The organism is Rhodoferax sp. BLA1, from assembly GCF_013416775.1.
GTDB lineage: Bacteria > Pseudomonadota > Gammaproteobacteria > Burkholderiales > Burkholderiaceae_C > Rhodoferax.
On the sequence record NZ_SZVI01000013.1, the window covers coordinates 549,465 to 569,439 of the forward strand.

Genomic DNA, 19,975 nt, shown 5'->3' on the forward strand with positions numbered 1-19,975 from the left:
CGCACAATAGTCGTGCCGGGCTAAAATGCCGCAACGAGACCTCACACCATGAACCTTTTCTACCGCCCCAAGTACGAATCCGAAATCACGCAGTTCCTCAAGACGCTCAAGGCCAACAACCCGGCCATCGTGCAAGGCCAGCGCCAGGGACGTAGCCTGTTGTGGGACAAGGCAGTGGACCGTGACGCCGCCGCTCAGTTCCGTGAGGCCAGAGTGGCGCAGCAGCCCTACGTTTACCAAAGCGCCGGTGAATAACAGGCTTTTTGGCCTGTAGCCCTTATCTCACAAGCGTCTTCAGCTATTTAACAAATAGCGATTTATCCGCGCAATGGTTGCATCGGCAGCGCCGGTCAGTTCAGCATCCGCCACCACCGCAGACATGCCCACGGTGGTGGACCAGGTGGCGGTGGCGCGCCTGTATGGTGAGCCGCTGTTCTCCTTGCCGCAGGACCTCTACATCCCGCCCGACGCGCTGGAGGTTTTCCTGGAAGCCTTTGAGGGCCCGCTGGACCTGCTGCTGTACCTGATCCGGCGCCAGAACTTCAACATCCTCGACATCCCGATGGCGGGACTGACACGCCAGTACATGCTGTATGTGGATGAAATCCGCCAGCGCAACCTGGAGTTGGCCGCCGAGTACCTGCTGATGGCGGCCATGCTGATCGAGATCAAGTCGCGCATGTTGCTGCCACCCAAACCGGTGGCGCAGGGCCAGGAGGCCGAAGACCCGCGCGCCGAGCTGGTGCGCCGCCTGCTCGAATATGAACAGATCAAACTGGCCGCTGCCAACCTCAATGCGATACCGCAGTTCGGGCGCGACTTCCATGTGGCGCAGGCCTACATCGAACGCTCGCTGCAGCCCCGCTTTGCCGATGTGAGTGTGCAGGAGCTTCAGGAAGCCTGGGCCGCCATCCTGCAACGCGCCCGGCTGGTGCAGCACCACAGAATCACGCGTGAAGAGTTATCAGTGCGTGAACACATGAGCCAGGTGCTCAAGCGCCTCCAAGGCCACCGTTTTGTTGAATTTGAAGACCTGTTCAACCCCGACAAAGGCGCGCCAGTGCTGGTGGTGACCTTCATCGCGCTGCTCGAACTCGCCAAGGAAACCCTCATTGAAATCACCCAGGCTGAGGCCTTTGCGCCGATTTATGTGCGCCTGGCCTACACCCCGACCTGAAACCACACACTGTCCACACCATGAACGCACGCCCTGTCAAATCCACCCCACGTCCTCCTCTGGTATTCGATGTTTTGATCGTAGGCAGCGGCCTGGCGGGGCTGAGTGCCGCCCTGCTGCTGGCTCCCACCAAAAAGGTGGCGGTGATCACCAAACGTGCGGTGATGGAGGGCTCCAGCGGTTGGGCGCAAGGTGGCATTGCGGCGGTCTGGAACAAGGACGACAGTTTTGAGGCCCACATCCAGGACACCCAGATTGCCGGTGCCGGTCTGTGTGACCCCGACGCCACCCGTTTTGTGGTGGAAAACGCCCCCAAGGCGATTGCCTGGTTGCAAACCATGGGTGTACCGTTTTCGCAGGAAGACGGCCACCTGCACCTGACCCGCGAAGGTGGCCACAGCGCCCGGCGCATCGTGCATGTGACCGACGCCACCGGTGCGGCGGTACAAAGCACCCTGATCGAGGCAGTCAAAAAAACACCCAATATCACGCTGTTTGAACAGCACACCCTGGTCGACCTGATCACCACCGACAAACTCGGCCAGGCCGACAAACGCTGTGTTGGCCTGTACGCACTCGACAGCGAGAGCGACGAGGTCCTCACCTTCCAGGCACCACAAACTATCCTGGCCACAGGCGGCGCGGGCAAGGTCTACCTCTACACCACCAACCCCGACACCTCCACCGGCGACGGCATCGCTGCCGCCTGGCGTGCCGGTTGCCGGGTGCAGAACATGGAATTCATCCAGTTCCACCCAACTGCGCTGTACCACCCGCATGCCAAATCCTTCCTGATCAGCGAAGCGGTGCGGGGTGAAGGTGGCCGCCTGTTGTTGCCCGACGGCACCCGCTTCATGCAAAACCATGACCCGCGCCTGGAACTGGCGCCGCGTGACGTGGTGGCCCGCGCGATTGACTTCGAGATGAAAAAAGGCGGTTTTGACTGCGTCTACCTCGACATCTCGCACCAGCCCAAAACCTTCCTGTTGGAGCACTTTCCCAACATCTATGCGCGCTGCCTGGAGCTGGGCATCGACATCGCCAAACAGCCTATTCCCGTGGTGCCCTCGGCCCACTTCACCTGTGGCGGTGTGTTGGCCGATTTGCATGGCCGCACCGACATCCCGGGTCTGTATGCCGTCGGTGAAGCCGCCTGCAGTGGCTTACACGGCGCCAACCGACTGGCCAGCAACTCGCTGGTTGAATGTATGGTGTTTGCCCAGGCCACCACCACCGACATCGTCCAGTCGCCCACCCAGGCCATTGGCCCTCTGCCGGTCTGGGACGAGAGCCGGGTCGGTGACGCCGATGAGGCGGTGGTGATCTCACACAACTGGGACGAGCTGCGTCGTTTCATGTGGGACTACGTGGGCATTGTGCGCACCAACAAACGGCTCGAGCGCGCCGCCCACCGCATTGAGCTGCTCAAAGGCGAAATCCAGGAGTTCTACGCCAACTTCCACGTCACCCGTGACCTGCTGGAATTACGCAACCTGGTGCTGGTGGCCGACCTGATCGTGCGCTCGGCACAGGCCCGCCACGAGAGCCGGGGCCTGCATTTCAGCCGCGATTACCCGGATCTGCTGCCTGAGGCGCTGCCCACCATCCTGAGCCCACAACGCTGAGTCAGATCGTTTTTCGTCTGCGTTAGACTCGCGCCACTTTTTTTGGGGAGACACCCACATGACCGATTCCACCACCCAGAATGCCAGTCCTTACGGCACGCTGCCTCCGGCCAGCAGCCCGGCAACCCGCAAACCGGTGAGCCTGCCGCGCCTGCTGGAGATGCACGCCCGCGGCGAAAAAATTGTCATGCTCACCGCCTACGACGCCACCTTTGCGGCGGTGGCCGATGCAGCGGGTGTCGAGTGCATCCTGGTCGGTGACTCCCTTGGCATGGTCTGCCAGGGCCTGTCCAGCACCGTGGGCGTGTCACTGGAAACCATGCGTTACCACACCGAATGTGTCACCCGGGGCGTGCGCCGGGTGCAAGGCACCGCCTGGATCATCAGCGACCTGCCCTTCGGCACCTACCACGAGTCCAAAGAACAGGCGCTGCGCAGTGCGGCGGTGCTGATGCAGGCTGGCGCCCACATGGTCAAGTTGGAAGGTGGTGGCTGGACCGCCGATACGGTGCGCTTCCTGGTGGACCGTGGCATCCCAGTGTGCGCGCACCTGGGCCTGACACCGCAGACCGTGCATGCGCTCGGTGGTTACCGGGTGCAGGGCAAAAGCGAAGCTTCGGCCGCGCTGCTCAAACGCCATGCCCATGAATTACAAGACGCTGGCGCCACCCTGCTGGTGCTGGAAATGGTGCCCGCCGCGCTGTCGGCCGAGCTCACCACCGAACTGAGCCACTGCGCCACCATCGGCATCGGTGCGGGCAAGGACACCGCCGGCCAGGTGCTGGTGTTGCACGACATGCTGGGCCTGAACCTGGGCAAGAACCCCAAGTTTGTGCGCAATTTCATGGCCGAGTTGCCAGGCATCCCGGGCCAGCACGGCATCAAGGAAGCCATCACAGCTTATGTACAAGCCGTCAAAAACGGCAGCTTCCCGGACAACACCCTGCACGCCTGGTAACCACCGGCAGCGGATTCAAGCACGGGCGCTGGCCACTGCCGGGCCCGTAGATCTCTCCAAGTTTTGCAGAAAATCAGCCGCTAGCCCTTGTGCCGCCTCAACCTTTCACTATGAAAACCATACACACCATCACCGAGCTGCGTGAGCACCTGTCGACCTTCCGGCACCCAACCTTTGTGCCCACCATGGGCAATTTGCACGACGGCCACCTGGCGCTGGTGCGCCAGGCCAAACCACTCGGTGACGTGATGGTGACCAGCATTTTTGTCAACCGCCTGCAGTTTCTGCCGCACGAGGACTTTGACACCTACCCACGCACGCTGGAGGCCGATTGCCACGCGTTGGCCGAAGCCGGTTGTGATGTCTTGTTTGCGCCCAGCGAAAAAGAGCTGTACCCGGAGCCACAGGGTTTCACCGTGCAGCCCCCCACCGAGCTGGCCAACATGCTCGAAGGGCATTTCCGGCCCGGTTTTTTTGGCGGCGTCTGCACCGTGGTGATGAAACTGTTTGCCATCGTCGGCCCACGGGTCGCACTGTTTGGCAAAAAAGACTACCAGCAGCTGATGGTGATCCGGCGCATGGTGCAGCAGTTTGCCCTGCCCATCGAGGTGATTGGCGGCGAGACACTGCGCGCCGCCGATGGTCTGGCACTGTCGTCCCGCAACAACTACCTGAGCCCGACTGAGCGCCAGGAAGCGGTACAACTGTCACTGGCGCTCAAGACCATGGCCGAGGCCCTGCGTGGCGGTCAAACCGATCTGCCTGCGCTGGAAGCCCAGGCCATACACGCGCTCAAGACACGCGGCTGGAAACCGGACTACCTGACCGTGCGCCAGCGCAACAACCTGCAAACACCCTCAGCGACCGAGCTGCCCCCTCTGCTGGCCAACGCCGGCCTGGTGCTGCTGGCGGCTGCACGTGTGGGCAACACACGACTGATCGACAACCTAGAAATCTGATTGCGCGTCCCAATCGCCTGCGTCGTTGTTGCGCCGCCTCGTCGTGTCAAAACATGGCCTTCGACTCAGCGCCTAGACACGAACGATTTGGAAACGGAATGGACCTGTGCTGGCCCCGCGGCTTGGAAGCCTAGCTGTAATACGCCTCGACCGTGCCTTTGACCTTGATCAGCAGCGGCTTACCGTGGCGGTCGCGGGTTTTGCCAGCAGGCACTTTGACCCAGCCTTCGCTGATGCAGTATTCCTCCACATCGGTGCGTTCCTTGCCGTTGAAGCGGATGCCGATGTCGTGTTGAAACACGGCGGCGTTGTAAAACGGGCTGCGGGCGTCGATGGCGAGGTGGTCAGGCAGTTCCGGGCGTTGGGTGGTGTCGTTCATGGTTCGGTTTTTAATAGACCAGCGGTCGTTATCAATAAAGTAGCAACTCAGGCAGCACCGATATGGGCTACCAGGCTTCCAGGCACAGGGCCTTGTTTGAGGGCGGCGGTGAAGGCCAGCATTCGGTCAATCGGCACACGGGCGCGCAAGCCCAGCGCCGGATCCACATGGACCTCGTTGGCGCCGGTTTCCAGCACCCGCGCCACGTCCGCCAGGCCGTTCATCGCCATCCAAGGGCAGTGCGCGCAGCTTTTGCAGGTGGCGCTGTTGCCGGCGGTGGGCGCCTCTAAAAAGGTCTTGCCGGGGTTCAGCGTGCGTAACTTGTGCATCATGCCGTTGTCGGTGGCGACGATGAACTCCTTGGCGTCCATCTCGCGTGCGGCGTTCAGAATGCCAGAGGTGGAACCCACCGCATCCGCCAGCGCCACCACCGCAGCCGGTGACTCAGGGTGCACCAACAGCTTGGCACCGGGGTGTTCATGCATCAGTTCTTCGAGCTCAAAGGCCTTGAACTCGTCATGCACGATGCAGGAGCCGCCCCACATCACCATGTCGGCGCCTGTTTCGCGCTGGATGTAACCCCCCAGGTGCCGGTCTGGCGCCCACAGGATTTTCTGGCCCTGCTCTTTAAGGGCTTTGACAATGTCGAGCGCACAGCTGGAGGTCACCAGCCAGTCCGAACGCGCCTTGACCGCCGCGCTGGTGTTGGCATAGACCACCACGATGCGGTCCGGGTGGGCGTCGCAAAAGGCTGAAAACTCGTCGACTGGGCAGCCCAGGTCAAGCGAGCAGGTGGCGTCCAGATCGGGCATCAGCACGCGTTTCTCGGGCGACAAAATCTTGGAGGTTTCTCCCATGAAGCGCACGCCCGACACCACCAGCGTGGTGGCCGCATGGTCGCGGCCAAACCGCGCCATCTCGAGCGAGTCGCTGACGATGCCGCCGGTTTCCTCGGCCAGGTCCTGCAGGTCCGGGTGCACGTAGTAGTGGGACACCATCACCGCGTTTTTTTCCTTGAGCAGACGGCGGATCTTGTCCTTGAGCGCGGCACGCTCGGCCGCGCTGGGCTCGACCGGCACGCGCGCCCAGGCGTGTTTGGTGGCGCACACCGCGCCACCGGCGGGCGAGTTGTCCGGCTGTTCGTAATCCACCGCCTTGATGGCCAGGGCGCTGTCAGTCATGGTGACTCCAGATTCAAGAATATGAGTTTTCCCGCCAATTTCAGAGCGGGTCGTCGGCAAATCGCATCGAAAAATCGACGGCCTTGACGTTTTTCGTCAGGGCGCCAATCGAGATGCGGTCGACACCGGTGGAGGCAATCGCGCAAACGCTCGACAGATTGACACCTCCCGACACCTCGAGCACCGCACGTCCGGCGGTGATGCGCACCGCCTCGTGCAGGTGCATCAGGCCCATGTTGTCAAGCAGGATCATGGTGGCACCGGCGTCCAGCGCTTCCTTGAGCTGCTCCAGGTTTTCAACCTCGATCTCGACAAAGCGGGCCTGCGGTGCCACCTCGGCAGCACGCGCCAGAACGGCGCGTACGCCACCGGCAGCGGCGATGTGGTTTTCCTTGATCAGCACCGCGTCATACAGGCCCAACCGGTGGTTCACACCGCCACCCATGTGCACCGCGTACTTCTGCGCCAGGCGCAGGCCCGGCAGGGTTTTGCGGGTGTCCACGATGTTGGTGCGGGCGCCAGGCACCTCACGCACCGCCTGCACAAAGTTCGCGGTTTTGGTGGCGACTGCGCTGAGCAATTGCAGGAAATTGAGCGCGGTGCGCTCGGCGGTCAACAAAGCACGCGCCTGCCCATGCACCTCCAGCACCACCTGATCGGCTGCGGCGCGGTGGCCTTCACCGATGTGCCAGGTCAGTTCAACCGTCGGGTCGAGTTCTCGGAATGCCCGCTCCACCCAGGGCGCGCCACAAATCACCGCAGACTCACGCGCCACCACGGTGGCCCGGGCCAGGCGTGTGGGGTCGACCAGACCGGCGGTGAGGTCGGCGTCACCGACATCTTCGAGCAGAGCCCGTGCCACATCGGCCTGCGCCAGCGCCGCCACGGCCTCGGCGGAAAAATCAAAATAAGCTGCCATCAGATCCTCCTGCGTATTCTTCTAAACCAAAGCCGCCAGTTCGGTGGTGGGCTCACGCCCCATCAAACGCGCGACAGACTGGCGCGGTGTCATGCGTCCGTCCAGCAAATCGACCACTGCCTGGGCAATCGGCATGTCCACCCCCAGATGGGCGGCGCGCTGCACCACGGTGCGAGCACTGTAAACCCCTTCGGCCACATGGCCCAGGGCACCGGTGGCCTGCTGCAAGCTCTGCCCTTGCGCCAGCGCCAGACCCACCTGACGGTTGCGCGACAGGTCACCGGTCGCGGTCAGCACCAGGTCACCCAGGCCGCTCAAACCCATGAAGGTCTCGGCACGGGCGCCCAGGGCGACACCCAGGCGCGTCATCTCGGCCAGGCCCCGTGTAATCAGGGCGGCACGGGCATTCAGGCCCAGGTTCAGGCCATCACACAGGCCGGTGGCAATCGCCAACACGTTTTTCACCGCGCCACCGACCTCGACGCCGACGATGTCGTCATTGGCATAAACCCGCAGCGCCGAAGTGTGAAACGCTGCCACCAGCGCCTGGCGCACGACGTCATGGGCGCTGGCCGCCACCAGGGCGGTTGGCTGGCCACGCGCCACTTCGAGCGCGAAGCTGGGGCCACTGAGCACACCCGCTTGCATTTCAGGAGCAATACTCCCTTGTATTTCATGGGCCAGCAGCCCAAAAGGTTCCGAAACTGGGGCCTCAAAACCTTTGCACAACCAGGCCACGGGCACACGGCAGTTGCGCAGCGCCTGCACCATCTGTCGCAAAGCCGCCATCGGGGTGGCGACCACCACCAAGTCACAGGTGTTGGCCAGAGCGGGCAGTTCGGCCTCGGGCGCGGCACTGAATTGCAGCGCGGGCGCCAAGGCCACACCGGGCAGGTAACGCTGGTTAGCACGCTGCTGCTGCAGCGCCAACACCTGGCCGGCATCACGCGCCCACAAGCTGACCTGGTGACCGGCGCCGTGTGACGCCGCACTGCTGGCCAACGCTGTGCCCCATGCACCGGCACCCAGAACCATTATTTTCATAGCTACTGAGGCAAGTGATTCAAGGGCTGCAGGCCAATACGATCAATAATTTACTGAACCGCAGGGGTCTCTTCGGTCTGCGCCGCCTGTTGTTGCTCGAACATGGCCTGGAAGTTGATTTCCGACAGGTGCACCGGCGGGAAACCGCCGCGCTGGATCAGGTCAGACACATTGCTGCGCAAATACGGGTAGACGATTTGCGGGCAGGCGATGCCCATGATCGGGCCCATCTGTTCGGGCGGCAGGTTGCGGATCTCGAAAATGCCGGCTTGCGAGGCTTCCACCAGGAACACGGTGCGGTCTTTGATCTTGGTCTGCACGGTGGCTGTCACCACCACTTCATACACACCGTCGGCCACGGTCGAGGCGTTCACACCCAACTGGATGTCCACCGTGGGCTGTTCCTGCTCAAGCAGGATGGCAGGTGAATTGGGCTGCTCCAGAGAGGCTTCCTTCAGGTAAACGCGCTGAATCTGGAAAACGGGATTGGGGGTATCGGACATAAGGTTCTCTTGGTTGGTAAATCAGGAGGGCACCCGGCGTTTGCGACGCCCGGGCGCAAGAAAAAAAGTTCAGGACTGCAGCAGTGGCAACAGGCCACCGCGTGCGTCGAGTGCCACCAGGTCATCACAGCCACCAACATGGGTGCTGCCGATGAAAATCTGTGGCACGGTGCGCCGACCAGTGAGGCTCATCATCTGGTCGCGTTGTTGCAGATCCAGGTCAATGCGGATTTCGTCGATCTGTTCGACGCCACGCGACTTGAGCAGTTGTTTGGCACGTATGCAGTAGGGGCAGACGGCCGTGGTGTACATCTTGACAGCTTGCATAAAGAAGGCTTTCGGTCAGGAGAGTCAGGCTTTTTCAACCGGCAAATTGGCCGCGCGCCAAGCACCCATACCACCAGAGAGTGACTGCGCCTTCTCGAAACCCAGCTTTTTGGCCATGGCCACGGCACGGCCGCTGCGCGCGCCCGAGCGGCACACCAGGATCAAGGGCAAGGCTTTGTTTTTGACCGCACCCGCCAACTTCTCCTCCAACTGACCCAGGGGAATGTTTTTGGCACCCACCACATGCCCGGCCGCAAACTCGTCGGTTTCACACACATCCACCACCACCGCTTTTTCGCGGTTGATCAGTTGCACCGCAGCCTCGGCGCTCAAACCACCGACGGCGCCACCTTTGATGAGCGGCCACAACAACATGCCACCAGATGCCAATGCCACGGCAATCATCATCCAGTTGTCGAGAATAAATTTCACTTGCGAATCCTTATGTTGAGAAATGACCTTAGCCGCGCATTTTAGAATGCGCTTGTTCCCATTACCGGCATCGATTGGAAACCATGCACAAGCTTGTACTTATTCGCCATGGCGAATCCACCTGGAATCTGGAAAACAGATTCACAGGCTGGACCGATGTTGAGCTGACGCCGCTGGGCATCGCGCAGGCCAGGCAGGCAGGGCGTCTGCTCAAGGCTGGCGGGTATGACTTTGACGTGTGTTACACCAGCGTGCTCAAACGCGCCACCCAGACCCTGTGGCATGTGCTCGACATCATGGACCGCACCTGGCTGCCGGTGGTCAACAGCTGGCGTCTGAACGAACGCCACTATGGCGCCTTGCAGGGTCTGAACAAGTCCGAAACGGCCAAACAATACGGCGACGCCCAGGTGCAAGTCTGGCGCCGCAGTTATGACACACCGCCACCCGCTCTGGAAGCCACCGATCCGCGTTGCGAACGCGGCGACATCCGCTACAGCAAACTCGCACCCGACCAGATCCCCTTGACCGAATGCCTCAAAGACACCGTGGCGCGAGTGAAGCCGTTCTGGAACGAAGCGCTGGCACCGGCTTTGCAACGTGGCAAACGGGTGGTGGTGGCGGCACATGGCAATTCGATCCGGGCGCTGGTCAAATACCTTGACAACATCTCTGACGACGACATCGTGGGTTTGAACATTCCCAATGGCATTCCACTGGTTTATGAGCTTGATGACGAGCTCAAACCCATTCGCCACTACTATCTGGGTGACGCTGAGGCGGCGGCCAAGGCCGCTGCCGCTGTGGCCGCTCAGAGCAACACCTGAAATAGAGCAGCCAGACACGGAACCCACACCCGGGTTCATGGTCCAAACGGCTCATCACATCTCGCATCCTCACGCTTTGGAATCAAAAATGGGTCACAAATTGAAAATCGTTGGCTTACTGTCTGCCGGAGCGCTGGCTGGCGCCCTGGCCAGCATCTCGCTGCAAACCGCAGCACGTGGCTCGCTCGCGCCCTTGCCGCTCGAAGAACTGCAGCAACTGGCCGCCGTGTTCAGCATGGTCAAAAGCAACTATGTCGACCCGGTAGATGAGAAAAAACTCATCACCGACGCGATTGCGGGCATGGTGGCCGGACTGGACCCCCACTCGGTCTACATGGACGCCAAGACACTGAAGGATTTCAACGAAGGCACCACCGGCAAGTTTGTTGGCGTGGGCATCGAGATCACCCAGGAAGACGGCTACATCAAGGTGGTCTCCCCCATTGAAGACTCCCCCGCCTTCAAAGCCGGCCTCAAACCCAACGACCTGATCGTCAAGATTGACGACACCCTGGTCAAAGGGCTGTCACTCAACGAAGGTGTCAAACGCATGCGGGGTGAGCCCGACACCAAGGTGCTGCTGAGTATTTTCCGCAAGGATGAGAACCGCACGTTTCAGGTGACCATCACCCGCGAACTGATCAAAACCCAGAGTGTCAAAGCCCGCGTCATCGAGCCCGGTTATGGCTGGATTCGGTTGAGCCAGTTCCAGGAACGCACGGTGGCGGACTTTGCGCGCAAGGTCGAAGACATGTACAAGCAGGAGCCGCGCCTCAAAGGCCTGGTACTGGATTTGCGCAACGACCCGGGGGGTTACCTGGACGCCGCGGTGGCCATCTCTGCCGCCTTTTTGCCAGAAAACGTCACCGTGGTGTCGGCCAATGGCCAGTTGCCCGAGAGCAAGTTCACCTACAAGGCCTCGCCGCAGTTCTACGCCCGCCATGGCAACGACCCATTGGCGCAGCTGAACCCGGCCACCCGCAAAGCCCTGAGCACCGTGCCCCTGGTGGTGCTGGTGAACGAGGGCTCGGCCTCGGCCAGCGAAATTGTGGCCGGTGCGTTGCAGGACCATGGTCGTGCCAAGCTGCTGGGTAGCCAGACCTTTGGCAAGGGTTCGGTACAAACCGCCGTGTGCCTGGACGGGGCCTTCCGCATGGACAACTGCCCGACAGCCGCACTCAAACTCACCACCAGCCGCTACTACACGCCCAGCGGCAAGTCGATTCAGGCCAAAGGCATCGTGCCCGATGTGATGGTTGACGAGACCGAAGAGGGCAACCTGTTTGCAGCCTTGCGCACCCGTGAGGCCGATCTGGAGAAACACCTGGCCAGCGGGCAAGGTGATGAGGTCAAGGATGCGGCGCGAGAAAAAGGCCGCGAAGAAGCCCGCAAGAAACTGGAAGAAGAGATGAAAAAACCCGCGGCTGACCGCAAGTTGCCCGAGTACGGTTCAGACAAAGACTTTCAACTGCAGCAGGCCCTCAAACAACTCAAGGGGCAACCGGTGCTGGCCAGCAAAACCCAGGTCGAACGCGCTGAAGAGAAAAAAGAGAACTGAGTCCGTGCCAGCAGATGCAAGACCGCGACCTGCTGCGCTACTCGCGCCACCTCTTGCTCGACGAGATTGGTTTTGAGGGGCAAACACGTTTTAACCAGGCCCACGCACTGATCATTGGGGCGGGCGGCCTCGGTTGTCCGGCCGCGTTGTACCTGTGCTCGGCCGGTGTCGGTCACATCACCGTGGTAGACCACGACACGGTGGACCTGACAAATTTGCAGCGTCAAATTGCCCACACCCAGGCCCGGGTTGGCTGGCCCAAGGTGGCCTCGCTGCAGACCGCCATGGCCGAGTTGAACGATCAGGTGCAAGTCACGAACATCCAGGCCCGGGCCGATGCTGCGCTGCTGGACACCCTGGTCGCCCAGGCTGATGTGGTACTGGACTGTTGCGACAACTTCGCTACCCGCCAAGCCATCAACGCCGCCTGTGTGAAGCACAACAAGCCGCTGGTGTCTGGCGCTGCCATCCGTTTTGACGGGCAACTGGCGGTGTACGACCCGCGTGAGCCAAGCTCACCCTGTTACGCCTGCCTTTTTCCGCCAGAGACACCACCCGAGGACAGCCACTGCGCCACCCTGGGCGTGTTTGCACCACTGGTGGGTGTCATCGGCAGTTTGCAGGCCGCCGAGGCACTCAAGCTGTTGGGCGGTTTTGGGCAGCCACTCACCGGCCGTTTGCTGATGCTCGATGGCCGAGCCATGCACTTCACCGAGATCGGACTCAGGCGCAACCCCAGCTGCCCGGTGTGTGGTCCACTCACTTCCGCTTGAAACCACCCTTGTCGTCGGGCACAAAACAGCTGCCGTGACGGCGGCGAAAGTCACGCGGCAACTCGGGGCTGGGCTGGGCAAACACACCGAGCCTGGCCTGGCGCGCCTGTGCTTCCTGCACCGCATACGGCCCAAGACTGCTTCGCCAGCGGCCCGACCAGGCCCAGCCTTGAGACACCAGAACCGAGGCCACATCCTGCCCGCCCACCTCGATCTGGGCCAGGCCCCGGCCATAACCATCCACGTAGTTGACCTGCACCTTGAGTCGGCGCTGCATCACCAGCGCGCGCAAGGCGTCGCGCGCAGCCACACCACCACTCTGACAGAGTTCCGGGGCATCCACCCCCTGCAGGCGCAGCTTGCGCGGTGCACCACCGGCCTCGGGCTCCACCCACAAAGTATCACCATCAGAAATGCCTCTAGCCCTTGCCATATAAGCCTCAGAAGCTGCGGTATCCATAGCAAGCAAACTACCTAACCCAAGCAACAGCAGGCGCCGGCAAAAAATCAATGTGTGTCTACCTGTCAATTTGCACCTTTCTGTGACGATACACATCCAACGGAGATCAATGGAAGAAACCATGGAACAAACTCATCCATCGACCTCTGTGATAAGCCTGGGACAAATGTCAGACCTGTTAGACTCAAAACATCCCAACACCTGCCGCCACCTTGAGTTCATCGACTGCTTCCCCTCTGGTTGATTTGCGCCAATTGCGGCTGGACGATGCTCGGGCGTTGCTGGAGCATAGTGGACAACGCCTGCCGGACAGGCACGCGGATTCCACCGAGTTTTTGCAAGCGGTGATTGACAAGCTCAGCGAGTTGTCACTCAAAGACCCGCTGACAGGTCTCTCCAACCGACGTTATTTTCAAAGCATCCTGATGCGCGAGATCGAGATGGTGGCGCGCTCGGGGGAGTCTGCGCTGCTGCTGATGCTTGACATCGACCATTTCAAGAGTGTCAACGACCAATTCGGCCACCCAGCGGGCGACGCCGTGCTGCAAGCCGTTGCCAAAACACTGGCGGGCTGTGTGCGCCCGATGGACACCGTGGCACGATTTGGTGGTGAAGAGTTCGCCATCATTTTGCCCAGCTGCCAAGGGCAATACGGACACCAAGTTGCAGAACGGATTCGTGAATCGGTCAGTGACTTGAAGGTCAAACTGCCCTCCGGCGTCATGTTGAAAGTCACCATCAGCATTGGTGGCGCGTTTGCGCCGCGCTGGGTGCGCTCTACCTCCGAACTGTGGGTGGACCGGGCCGACATCGAGTTGTACCGCGCCAAGTCGGAAGGCCGTGACCGCGTGTGTATCGAGGCGCAGCCGATGCTGGCGGTCAGCGCCGAGGAAAAGAATTTGCTGTTTGGTCCCCTGTCCTTGGGTGACCCAGCCTGGATTGAGAGCATTGCCAACGATGGTTCTACCGGTTCGTCAGGTAGCGTTATGAACAGAGTGAACTGAAATGAACGACGAAACGCGACCCACTGCAGAACGCCCCGTGGCAAAACCTGGCCCAATCAAGCCCTTGGGCAAGGTGGTGGCCGTCACCAGCGGCAAAGGCGGCGTGGGCAAGACGTTTGTGTCAGCCAACCTGGCTGCCGCTTTGGCCAAACGCGGCCAAAAAGTGCTGGTGCTGGACGCCGACTTGGGACTGGCCAATCTGGACGTGGTGCTCAATCTGTACCCGAAGATCACCCTGCACGATGTGTTCACCGGCAAAGCCAAGCTCGAAGAGGCGATTGTCCGGGCACCAGGTGGTTTTTCGGTGTTGCTGGCAGGCTCGGGCATGGTGGAGTATTCACGCCTGACCCCCACCGTGCGGCAAGACTTTTTACATATCATGTCGGGGCTGCTGCCGCACTATGACATCGTGCTGCTCGATACCGGTGCCGGCATTTCGGACGTGGTGCTGTTTGCGGTGTCGCTGGCCTCCGAGGTGCTGGTGGTGGCCACACCCGAACCCACCTCCTTGACCGACGCCTACGCCACCATCAAGGTGCTGGTGGGGGAACAACAACGGCGCACCATCCGCATGGTCATCAACCAGACCGCCCGCATGGGGGATGGCCGCGCCATCACCACCCAGCTGCAGCAGGTGCTGGACCGTTTTGTGGTGGCCAAGCCGGGTGAAAAAGTTCGCCTGATCCACATGGGTGACATCCCGGCCGATACTGCGGTGCGCCAGGCCGTGATGCGCCGTCAACTGCTGATCCTGTCCACGCCGGGTTGCCCGGCGGCGCTGGCAGTGTCGCAATTGGCTGGCAAGATAGAAGACACTCTGATCAACAAACCCCTGTGAGCTGGCGCCTGCCAGCCCGTAGCCATCTGGACTGGGCGCAAATGGCCACGAATGCGTAGCCTCACCCGACAGACCTAATCTGTCGGATGTTGTGCCAATATGGCTGTCAGCAGCCCCGGGAAGCGACTGTCGATGTCTGCGCGGCGCAGCGAGTTCATGTGGATGGTGCCGTTGTTTTCGGTGCGCACCAATCCCGACTCGCGCAACACCTTGAAATGGTGAGAGACGGTAGATTTCGGTCGCCCGCCGTCAAGATCGCCGCAGGTTGCCACCTCCACACCCGCCAACTGCCGGACGATTTCTAGGCGGATCGAATCGCTCAAGGCGTAAAGCACGCGCTCAAGTGAGAGTTCGCTGGCAGCGGGGTGTTTGTAGGGACGCATGAGCAGCATGATACACCGTGGGCTATACTTGTTCTATAGTTCGATAATCTTCGAAATATAGAACTGAATATTTCCAATCTGCAAAAGGCCCGCCATGTCCGCTTTATTCCAACCCTTCCAACTCAAAGACATCACGTTGCGCAACCGCATCGCCATCCCGCCGATGTGCCAATACATGGCTGTCGACGGCCTGGTCAACGACTGGCACCTGTCGCATTACGCCAGCATGGCGCGCGGCGGTGCCGGGCTGGTGATTGCCGAAGCAACGGCGGTCGCCCCCGAAGGTCGCATCACGCCAGGTTGCGCAGGCATCTGGAATGACGCCCAGGCCCAAGCCTTTGTGCCGCTGGTGCAGGCGATCAAGGCCGCCGGTTCGGTGCCGGGTATCCAGATCGGCCACGCTGGCCGCAAAGCCAGCGCGAATCTGCCCTGGGAAGGTGACGACCACATCGCCGAAGGGGACGCACGCGGTTGGCAAACCATCGCGCCATCCGCCATCGCTTATGGCGCGGGTCTGCCCAAGCTGCCGCGCGCGATGAGCCTGGATGACATCACACGTGTGCGCCAGAACTTTGTCGACGCCGCAGTGCGTGCGCGCGACGCCGGTTTTGAATGGCTGGAATTGCATTTTGCCCATGGTTACCTGGCGCAGAGCTTCTTTTCCGCGCATTCGAACCAGCGCGACGACATCTATGGCGGCAGCGTGGAAAACCGCGGCCGTTTCCTGCTGGAGACACTCAAAGCGGTGCGTGAGGTGTGGCCGGAAAGCCTACCGCTGACCGTGCGTTTTGGCGTACTCGAATACGATGGTCGCGACGAACAGACGTTGCTTGAATCGATCGACCTGGTGCGCGACTTCAAGGCGGCAGGCATGGACATGCTCAGCGTCAGCGTCGGCTTCACCATTGCAGAAACAGCGATCCCGTGGGGTCCGGCCTTCCTGGCTCCGGTGGCCGAGCGTGTACGCCGCGAGGCCAAGGTGCCGGTGTCGTCCGCCTGGGGTTTTGGCACACCAGAGATTGCGGAGCGGGTCGTCAAAGAGCAGCAGTTGGATCTGGTGATGGTGGGCCGCGCACATCTGGCCAATCCGCACTGGGCGTATTTCGCCGCCAAGGAACTCGGCGTCGAGCGTGCTTCGTGGACGCTGCCCGCGCCCTATGCCCATTGGCTTGCGCGTTACTGAGCACATCTGTCGCCTGCCAACCGTGCTGCGCGCAGGCGGCGGCTGTGAAGGTTGCAACAGGCGAGGCCCCCTCTTCGCCTGAATCGCGTACCCCGAACTGTTTGCCCGAGCAACAGCCCGTCAGGCGGTGATGATCCAACCTTCCAGCGGGTCCATGTTGGCGGGTAAACCATAAGCGCTGTCACCTGCATCAAACCGGGCTTGCGCCCAGGCGGCTTGGATCAGGCACAACACCGCATCGAGTGCATCTCCCCGTGCATCGTCCACCAGGACATCGTGCTGGGCGTGGCTCAGTTTCAGGCGCAGCCCGAGGCGGGTGTTGCCTTGCTCCAGCGCGGTGAGCAAGTCCTTGCGGGCAATCAGGCGCTCAGGGGTCTGGTGTGCTTTGTCATCACTTTTGTAACTGCGCCGACCCAACACCTCACGCGCCAGCAAGCCAGGATAGGCCTCCAACGCGATGCGCGGTGTTGACTCGCCCGGTGCGCTGCCCAATGCGTAAGACAGGCCCGGCAAGCGCACACCGGCTTGCAGCAACAAGGGCACCCCCGCATGCAGCATGAAGGCCACGGGCGGGTTCACCCACTTCATGCTGGGACTGCTGCCCGCCAGAAAATCGGTGGCGCGGTGTGCAAATTTGCCACCCACTGGGCGTTCACGACAGAACGCAGCAAAGCTCGCCCGGATCTGCTCCCGGCTGAGCGACTGGTAATGCGTGATACAGGCCAGCCAGTCGGTCGGCCAGCCCAGTGTCTGCACCAACTCACGCGGCAGACCAAACGGCAGATCGAACCCGCCCAACCAGGGGCCGCTTTGTTGCAGCCAGTCGGCAAAGGCCGGAAGGCTCTCGAGTTGCACCAATTTTGATAGCACAACTCGACCACGGGATAAGGACCCAAGGGCGATAACAATAGGTTTTTTGCGGCTGGGGGCGCTGGAAAAATCGCAGCCCAGCAAGACCGGGCTCAGGCCAGCCGCTGGCAGCAATGCGGTGGACAAACCGGGAAAGCGATCAGGCCCGACCAATCACCGAGGCGGTGACCATCAACTCTTCGAGCAAGGCCATCGACACTTTGCCCGAGGCGGAATACGGGTCCAGCTCGGGTTTTTCAGCGTATTTGAGCAGGATCGAGGCATTGATACGCGTCATGTTGACCTCACCCATGGTCCAGCCCGCAAAACGCCGCTCGGTGATTTCTTCGTAGTGCAGCAACACCACGTCCTTGTGGCGGGCATCACGCTGGATCTGGTTGTAGAGCTGGCTGATGGCCATGCGCCCACCTTCAATCACCTGCAAAAAAATACCGCTGCCGTAACACAAGACACCGGTGACACCGCTGTTGGGGTTGCGGCTGCGGCATTCGTGCAGGATAGCGTCGATGGTTTCGGGGCAGGCATCCACCGCCCGGCTGGCGTAAAGCAAACGTACCAACATGATCAGCCTTTCTGGGGAATCAATGACAGAAATTCGCGGCGCAAGTTGGCATCCTTGAGAAAACTGCCACGCATGACCGAGTTGATCATCTTGCTGTCCACGTCTTTGACACCGCGCCAGCTCATGCAAAAGTGGCTGGCTTCCATGACGATGGCCAGACCATCGGGTTGGGTTTTGCGCTGGATCAGGTCGGCCAGTTGCACCACCGCCTCCTCCTGGATCTGCGGGCGCCCCATCACCCATTCGGCCAGCCGGGCGTATTTGGACAGGCCAATCACATTGGTGTGTTCATTGGGCAGCACACCAATCCAGATCTTGCCCATGATCGGGCAAAAGTGGTGGCTGCAAGCGCTGCGCACGGTGATCGGGCCCACAATCATCAGCTCGTTGAGGTGTTCGGCGTTGGGGAATTCGGTGATCGTCGGGGCCTGGACATAACGTCCCTGAAACACCTCCTTGAGGTACATCTTGGCGACGCGCCGGGCGGTTTTGTCGGTGTTGTGGTCGTGCTCGGTGTCGATCACCAGGCTGCCGAGCACACCCTTCATCTTTTCTTCAACCTCATCGAGCAGCAGCTCCAGCTCACCGGGCTGGATGAACTCGGCAATGTTGTCGTTGGCGTGGAAACGTTTGCGTGCGGCCAGAATGCGCTCGCGGATTTTGACGGATACCGGGGTGCCTTCGTCGGCGTCAACAGGATTCATGAGTTTCATGGTGGTCAATTGATTGACTGATGATGGTATCAGTCTTTCATTTTAAGGGTTATTGGGCTCTAGCCCTTTTCCATAAAGGGCATATTGCTATCAATTTAGTATCTCTTGCCAGTCAGTAAAAGTAATGCATGCATCACCAGCAAAGCCACCCTATCCAGCAGCTTCTGGCCCAGTGAACGCTGCGCATGCTGGTGGGTGTCGAGCCGCACCGCGTGCTGCGTCAACGCCTGCTCCAAGACATGGCTTAACGTGCTGGCAAAGGTGGCATCGTTGACCACCACATTGGCTTCGCGCGCCAGCAACAGGCTCAACGGATCAATGTTGGATGAGCCCACCGTGGCCCAGCGCCCGTCCACAACCGCCACCTTGGCATGTAAAAAACTGCTTTGGTACTCATAAATCTCCACGCCCCCTGCCAACAATACACCGTACAGGGCGCGCGTGCCATGGTAAGACATGAAATAGTCGTAGCGGCCTTGTAACAGCAGGCGCACCCGAACCCCGCGTTGTGCGGCATTCACCAAACTGCGGCGGATTTTGCGACTCGGTAAAAAATAGGCGTTGGCCAAAATGATGTCTTTGCGTGCTTCACCGAGCGCCTGACTGTAGGTCCGCTCGATGCGTGCGCGAAAACGCACGTTGTCACGCAACACCAGTTGCGCCAGCGCGCCCCGGCCTTTGGCTAGCGACTGGCTGGGGATGGGTTCCTCGTGCACCGCCTGCTGCAGGGCCTGCCAGGCACCCGCCCAGTCCACCTGCTGGGCACTGCGCACCATCTGGCGGCGCCACCAGAACTGGGCCATGGCGGCATGGGTGTCACGCACCAGCGGGCCGGTGATACGTACCATGAAATCAAAGCGCGGCGCCTCCAGCGGGCCGTAGTGCGGGTCCCACCAGTCATCCAGGATATTGATGCCACCACAATACGCCAGCTTGCCATCCACCACACACAGCTTGCGGTGTAGTCGGCGCCAGCGGCTGGGCCGCAGCAGCCCAAAGGTGCCCAATGGCGCAAAAATCAGCCAGTGCACACCAGCCGCGTCAAAACGCTGGGGCCAGGGTTCAGGCAACGCAGGCGTGCCAACACCGTCCATCACCAGGTACACCTGCACCCCACGTTGGGCGGCATTCTCCAGCGCCTGTGCCACCCGCTCGCCGCTGCCATACACCTGAAAGATATAGGTCTCCAGCCGCACCTCGTGAGTGGCGGCATCAATGTCAGCCACCAAAGCATCAAAAAAAGCCTGAGCGCCCTGCAACAGGGTCAGTTGGTGACCCGCCGTGTACTCAGGCATGCACG

Annotated in this window: 24 protein-coding genes; 11 read left to right on the forward strand and 13 right to left on the reverse strand. The window is 61.0% G+C overall.

The features are described from left to right. The first annotated feature begins 48 nt into the window (after positions 1-48). From FDG13_RS17985 to panC, 5 genes are all read left to right on the forward strand, one after another. Positions 49-255, forward strand: coding sequence for a DUF3460 family protein (locus FDG13_RS17985; protein ID WP_180131601.1), 207 nt, complete (start codon positions 49-51; stop codon positions 253-255). Between the two features lie 73 nt (positions 256-328). Then, positions 329-1,177, forward strand: coding sequence for a ScpA family protein (locus tag FDG13_RS17990; protein ID WP_180131605.1), 849 nt, complete (start codon positions 329-331; stop codon positions 1,175-1,177). Between the two features lie 20 nt (positions 1,178-1,197). Then, positions 1,198-2,802 carry an L-aspartate oxidase gene (gene nadB / locus FDG13_RS17995; protein ID WP_180131608.1) on the forward strand — a complete coding sequence of 535 codons (1,605 nt, stop codon included), beginning with the start codon at positions 1,198-1,200 and terminating at the stop codon, positions 2,800-2,802. Positions 2,803-2,860: 58 nt separating this feature from the next. Then, a complete protein-coding gene (gene panB / locus FDG13_RS18000; protein ID WP_180131611.1) occupies positions 2,861-3,760 on the forward strand; it encodes a 3-methyl-2-oxobutanoate hydroxymethyltransferase in 900 nt (299 codons plus the stop codon). A gap of 110 nt (positions 3,761-3,870) precedes the next feature. Further along, a complete protein-coding gene (gene panC, locus FDG13_RS18005) occupies positions 3,871-4,719 on the forward strand; it encodes a pantoate--beta-alanine ligase (protein WP_180131614.1) in 849 nt (282 codons plus the stop codon). 130 nt (positions 4,720-4,849) lie between these two features. Here the strand turns inward: panC and FDG13_RS18010 are convergent, their stop codons facing one another. The 7 genes from FDG13_RS18010 to FDG13_RS18040 form a co-directional block, all read right to left on the reverse strand. Next, complete coding sequence (locus FDG13_RS18010) at positions 4,850-5,098, reverse strand: DUF3297 family protein (RefSeq protein ID WP_180131617.1); 249 nt, start codon at positions 5,096-5,098, stop codon at positions 4,850-4,852. Between the two features lie 47 nt (positions 5,099-5,145). Beyond that, the gene (gene nadA / locus FDG13_RS18015; protein ID WP_180131620.1) at positions 5,146-6,279 is read right to left on the reverse strand and encodes a quinolinate synthase NadA; all 1,134 of its coding nucleotides are present in this window, start codon (positions 6,277-6,279) and stop codon (positions 5,146-5,148) included. 40 nt (positions 6,280-6,319) lie between these two features. Continuing rightward, positions 6,320-7,198 carry a carboxylating nicotinate-nucleotide diphosphorylase gene (nadC, locus tag FDG13_RS18020; RefSeq protein ID WP_180131623.1) on the reverse strand — a complete coding sequence of 293 codons (879 nt, stop codon included), beginning with the start codon at positions 7,196-7,198 and terminating at the stop codon, positions 6,320-6,322. Positions 7,199-7,219: 21 nt separating this feature from the next. After that, a complete protein-coding gene (locus FDG13_RS18025; protein WP_180131626.1) occupies positions 7,220-8,242 on the reverse strand; it encodes an NAD(P)H-dependent glycerol-3-phosphate dehydrogenase in 1,023 nt (340 codons plus the stop codon). Positions 8,243-8,292: 50 nt separating this feature from the next. Continuing rightward, positions 8,293-8,745 carry a protein-export chaperone SecB gene (gene secB / locus FDG13_RS18030; RefSeq protein WP_180131630.1) on the reverse strand — a complete coding sequence of 151 codons (453 nt, stop codon included), beginning with the start codon at positions 8,743-8,745 and terminating at the stop codon, positions 8,293-8,295. Between the two features lie 69 nt (positions 8,746-8,814). After that, positions 8,815-9,072, reverse strand: a complete 258-nt coding sequence (gene grxC, locus FDG13_RS18035) for a glutaredoxin 3 (protein ID WP_180131634.1) — start codon at positions 9,070-9,072, stop codon at positions 8,815-8,817. Between the two features lie 24 nt (positions 9,073-9,096). Further along, positions 9,097-9,504, reverse strand: a complete 408-nt coding sequence (locus FDG13_RS18040; RefSeq protein WP_180131637.1) for a rhodanese-like domain-containing protein — start codon at positions 9,502-9,504, stop codon at positions 9,097-9,099. Positions 9,505-9,587: 83 nt separating this feature from the next. Between FDG13_RS18040 and gpmA the strand changes: the two genes are divergently transcribed. From gpmA to FDG13_RS18055, 3 genes are all read left to right on the forward strand, one after another. After that, a complete protein-coding gene (gpmA, locus tag FDG13_RS18045) occupies positions 9,588-10,331 on the forward strand; it encodes a 2,3-diphosphoglycerate-dependent phosphoglycerate mutase (RefSeq protein ID WP_180131641.1) in 744 nt (247 codons plus the stop codon). Between the two features lie 88 nt (positions 10,332-10,419). Next, the gene (locus FDG13_RS18050; protein ID WP_180131645.1) at positions 10,420-11,889 is read left to right on the forward strand and encodes a S41 family peptidase; all 1,470 of its coding nucleotides are present in this window, start codon (positions 10,420-10,422) and stop codon (positions 11,887-11,889) included. 14 nt (positions 11,890-11,903) lie between these two features. Then, on the forward strand, positions 11,904-12,662 hold the full coding sequence (locus tag FDG13_RS18055; RefSeq protein ID WP_180131649.1) for a molybdopterin-synthase adenylyltransferase MoeB: 759 nt from the start codon (positions 11,904-11,906) through the stop codon (positions 12,660-12,662). On the opposite strand, the gene FDG13_RS18060 is transcribed toward FDG13_RS18055, so the two are convergent. Continuing rightward, positions 12,649-13,122 carry a thermonuclease family protein gene (locus tag FDG13_RS18060; protein ID WP_180131652.1) on the reverse strand — a complete coding sequence of 158 codons (474 nt, stop codon included), beginning with the start codon at positions 13,120-13,122 and terminating at the stop codon, positions 12,649-12,651. The two genes, FDG13_RS18055 and FDG13_RS18060, sit on opposite strands and share 14 nt — an antisense overlap. A 212-nt stretch (positions 13,123-13,334) precedes the next feature. Here FDG13_RS18060 and FDG13_RS18065 point away from each other — a divergent pair, with 212 nt between their 5' ends. Together FDG13_RS18065 and FDG13_RS18070 are read left to right on the forward strand one after the other, a co-directional pair. After that, the gene (locus FDG13_RS18065; RefSeq protein WP_180131655.1) at positions 13,335-14,126 is read left to right on the forward strand and encodes a GGDEF domain-containing protein; all 792 of its coding nucleotides are present in this window, start codon (positions 13,335-13,337) and stop codon (positions 14,124-14,126) included. Between the two features lies 1 nt (position 14,127). Then, positions 14,128-14,964 (forward strand): MinD/ParA family protein, encoded by an 837-nt coding sequence (locus FDG13_RS18070; protein ID WP_078363718.1) that lies wholly within the window; start codon positions 14,128-14,130, stop codon positions 14,962-14,964. Between the two features lie 74 nt (positions 14,965-15,038). Here the strand turns inward: FDG13_RS18070 and FDG13_RS18075 are convergent, their stop codons facing one another. Continuing rightward, positions 15,039-15,347 (reverse strand): helix-turn-helix transcriptional regulator, encoded by a 309-nt coding sequence (locus FDG13_RS18075; RefSeq protein ID WP_078366754.1) that lies wholly within the window; start codon positions 15,345-15,347, stop codon positions 15,039-15,041. Positions 15,348-15,441: 94 nt separating this feature from the next. Between FDG13_RS18075 and FDG13_RS18080 the strand changes: the two genes are divergently transcribed. Next, a complete protein-coding gene (locus tag FDG13_RS18080) occupies positions 15,442-16,530 on the forward strand; it encodes an NADH:flavin oxidoreductase/NADH oxidase (protein WP_180131660.1) in 1,089 nt (362 codons plus the stop codon). A gap of 120 nt (positions 16,531-16,650) precedes the next feature. Here the strand turns inward: FDG13_RS18080 and FDG13_RS18085 are convergent, their stop codons facing one another. The 4 genes from FDG13_RS18085 to clsB form a co-directional block, all read right to left on the reverse strand. Further along, on the reverse strand, positions 16,651-17,511 hold the full coding sequence (locus FDG13_RS18085) for a DUF429 domain-containing protein (RefSeq protein ID WP_180132573.1): 861 nt from the start codon (positions 17,509-17,511) through the stop codon (positions 16,651-16,653). A 28-nt stretch (positions 17,512-17,539) separates the two neighbouring features. Continuing rightward, on the reverse strand, positions 17,540-17,962 hold the full coding sequence (locus FDG13_RS18090) for a BLUF domain-containing protein (RefSeq protein ID WP_180131664.1): 423 nt from the start codon (positions 17,960-17,962) through the stop codon (positions 17,540-17,542). A 2-nt stretch (positions 17,963-17,964) separates the two neighbouring features. Next, positions 17,965-18,666 carry a GTP cyclohydrolase I gene (folE, locus tag FDG13_RS18095; RefSeq protein ID WP_214938297.1) on the reverse strand — a complete coding sequence of 234 codons (702 nt, stop codon included), beginning with the start codon at positions 18,664-18,666 and terminating at the stop codon, positions 17,965-17,967. 104 nt (positions 18,667-18,770) lie between these two features. Beyond that, complete coding sequence (gene clsB, locus FDG13_RS18100) at positions 18,771-19,970, reverse strand: cardiolipin synthase ClsB (protein ID WP_180131670.1); 1,200 nt, start codon at positions 19,968-19,970, stop codon at positions 18,771-18,773. Positions 19,971-19,975 lie beyond the last annotated feature (5 nt).

Excerpts from the sequence above, each read along its gene's own strand:
- FDG13_RS17985 (WP_180131601.1), top strand. The coding sequence starts at position 49 with ATGAACCTTTTCTACCGCCCCAAGTACGAATCCGAAATCACGCAGTTC.
- FDG13_RS17990 (WP_180131605.1), top strand. The coding sequence starts at position 329 with ATGGTTGCATCGGCAGCGCCGGTCAGTTCAGCATCCGCCACCACCGCA.
- nadB (WP_180131608.1), top strand. The coding sequence starts at position 1,198 with ATGAACGCACGCCCTGTCAAATCCACCCCACGTCCTCCTCTGGTATTC.
- panB (WP_180131611.1), top strand. The coding sequence starts at position 2,861 with ATGACCGATTCCACCACCCAGAATGCCAGTCCTTACGGCACGCTGCCT.
- panC (WP_180131614.1), top strand. The coding sequence starts at position 3,871 with ATGAAAACCATACACACCATCACCGAGCTGCGTGAGCACCTGTCGACC.
- FDG13_RS18010 (WP_180131617.1), bottom strand. The coding sequence starts at position 5,098 with ATGAACGACACCACCCAACGCCCGGAACTGCCTGACCACCTCGCCATC.
- nadA (WP_180131620.1), bottom strand. The coding sequence starts at position 6,279 with ATGACTGACAGCGCCCTGGCCATCAAGGCGGTGGATTACGAACAGCCG.
- nadC (WP_180131623.1), bottom strand. The coding sequence starts at position 7,198 with ATGGCAGCTTATTTTGATTTTTCCGCCGAGGCCGTGGCGGCGCTGGCG.
- FDG13_RS18025 (WP_180131626.1), bottom strand. The coding sequence starts at position 8,242 with ATGAAAATAATGGTTCTGGGTGCCGGTGCATGGGGCACAGCGTTGGCC.
- secB (WP_180131630.1), bottom strand. The coding sequence starts at position 8,745 with ATGTCCGATACCCCCAATCCCGTTTTCCAGATTCAGCGCGTTTACCTG.
- grxC (WP_180131634.1), bottom strand. The coding sequence starts at position 9,072 with ATGCAAGCTGTCAAGATGTACACCACGGCCGTCTGCCCCTACTGCATA.
- gpmA (WP_180131641.1), top strand. The coding sequence starts at position 9,588 with ATGCACAAGCTTGTACTTATTCGCCATGGCGAATCCACCTGGAATCTG.
- FDG13_RS18050 (WP_180131645.1), top strand. The coding sequence starts at position 10,420 with ATGGGTCACAAATTGAAAATCGTTGGCTTACTGTCTGCCGGAGCGCTG.
- FDG13_RS18055 (WP_180131649.1), top strand. The coding sequence starts at position 11,904 with ATGCAAGACCGCGACCTGCTGCGCTACTCGCGCCACCTCTTGCTCGAC.
- FDG13_RS18060 (WP_180131652.1), bottom strand. The coding sequence starts at position 13,122 with ATGGATACCGCAGCTTCTGAGGCTTATATGGCAAGGGCTAGAGGCATT.
- FDG13_RS18070 (WP_078363718.1), top strand. The coding sequence starts at position 14,128 with ATGAACGACGAAACGCGACCCACTGCAGAACGCCCCGTGGCAAAACCT.
- FDG13_RS18075 (WP_078366754.1), bottom strand. The coding sequence starts at position 15,347 with ATGCGTCCCTACAAACACCCCGCTGCCAGCGAACTCTCACTTGAGCGC.
- FDG13_RS18080 (WP_180131660.1), top strand. The coding sequence starts at position 15,442 with ATGTCCGCTTTATTCCAACCCTTCCAACTCAAAGACATCACGTTGCGC.
- FDG13_RS18090 (WP_180131664.1), bottom strand. The coding sequence starts at position 17,962 with ATGTTGGTACGTTTGCTTTACGCCAGCCGGGCGGTGGATGCCTGCCCC.
- folE (WP_214938297.1), bottom strand. The coding sequence starts at position 18,666 with ATGAATCCTGTTGACGCCGACGAAGGCACCCCGGTATCCGTCAAAATC.
- clsB (WP_180131670.1), bottom strand. The coding sequence starts at position 19,970 with ATGCCTGAGTACACGGCGGGTCACCAACTGACCCTGTTGCAGGGCGCT.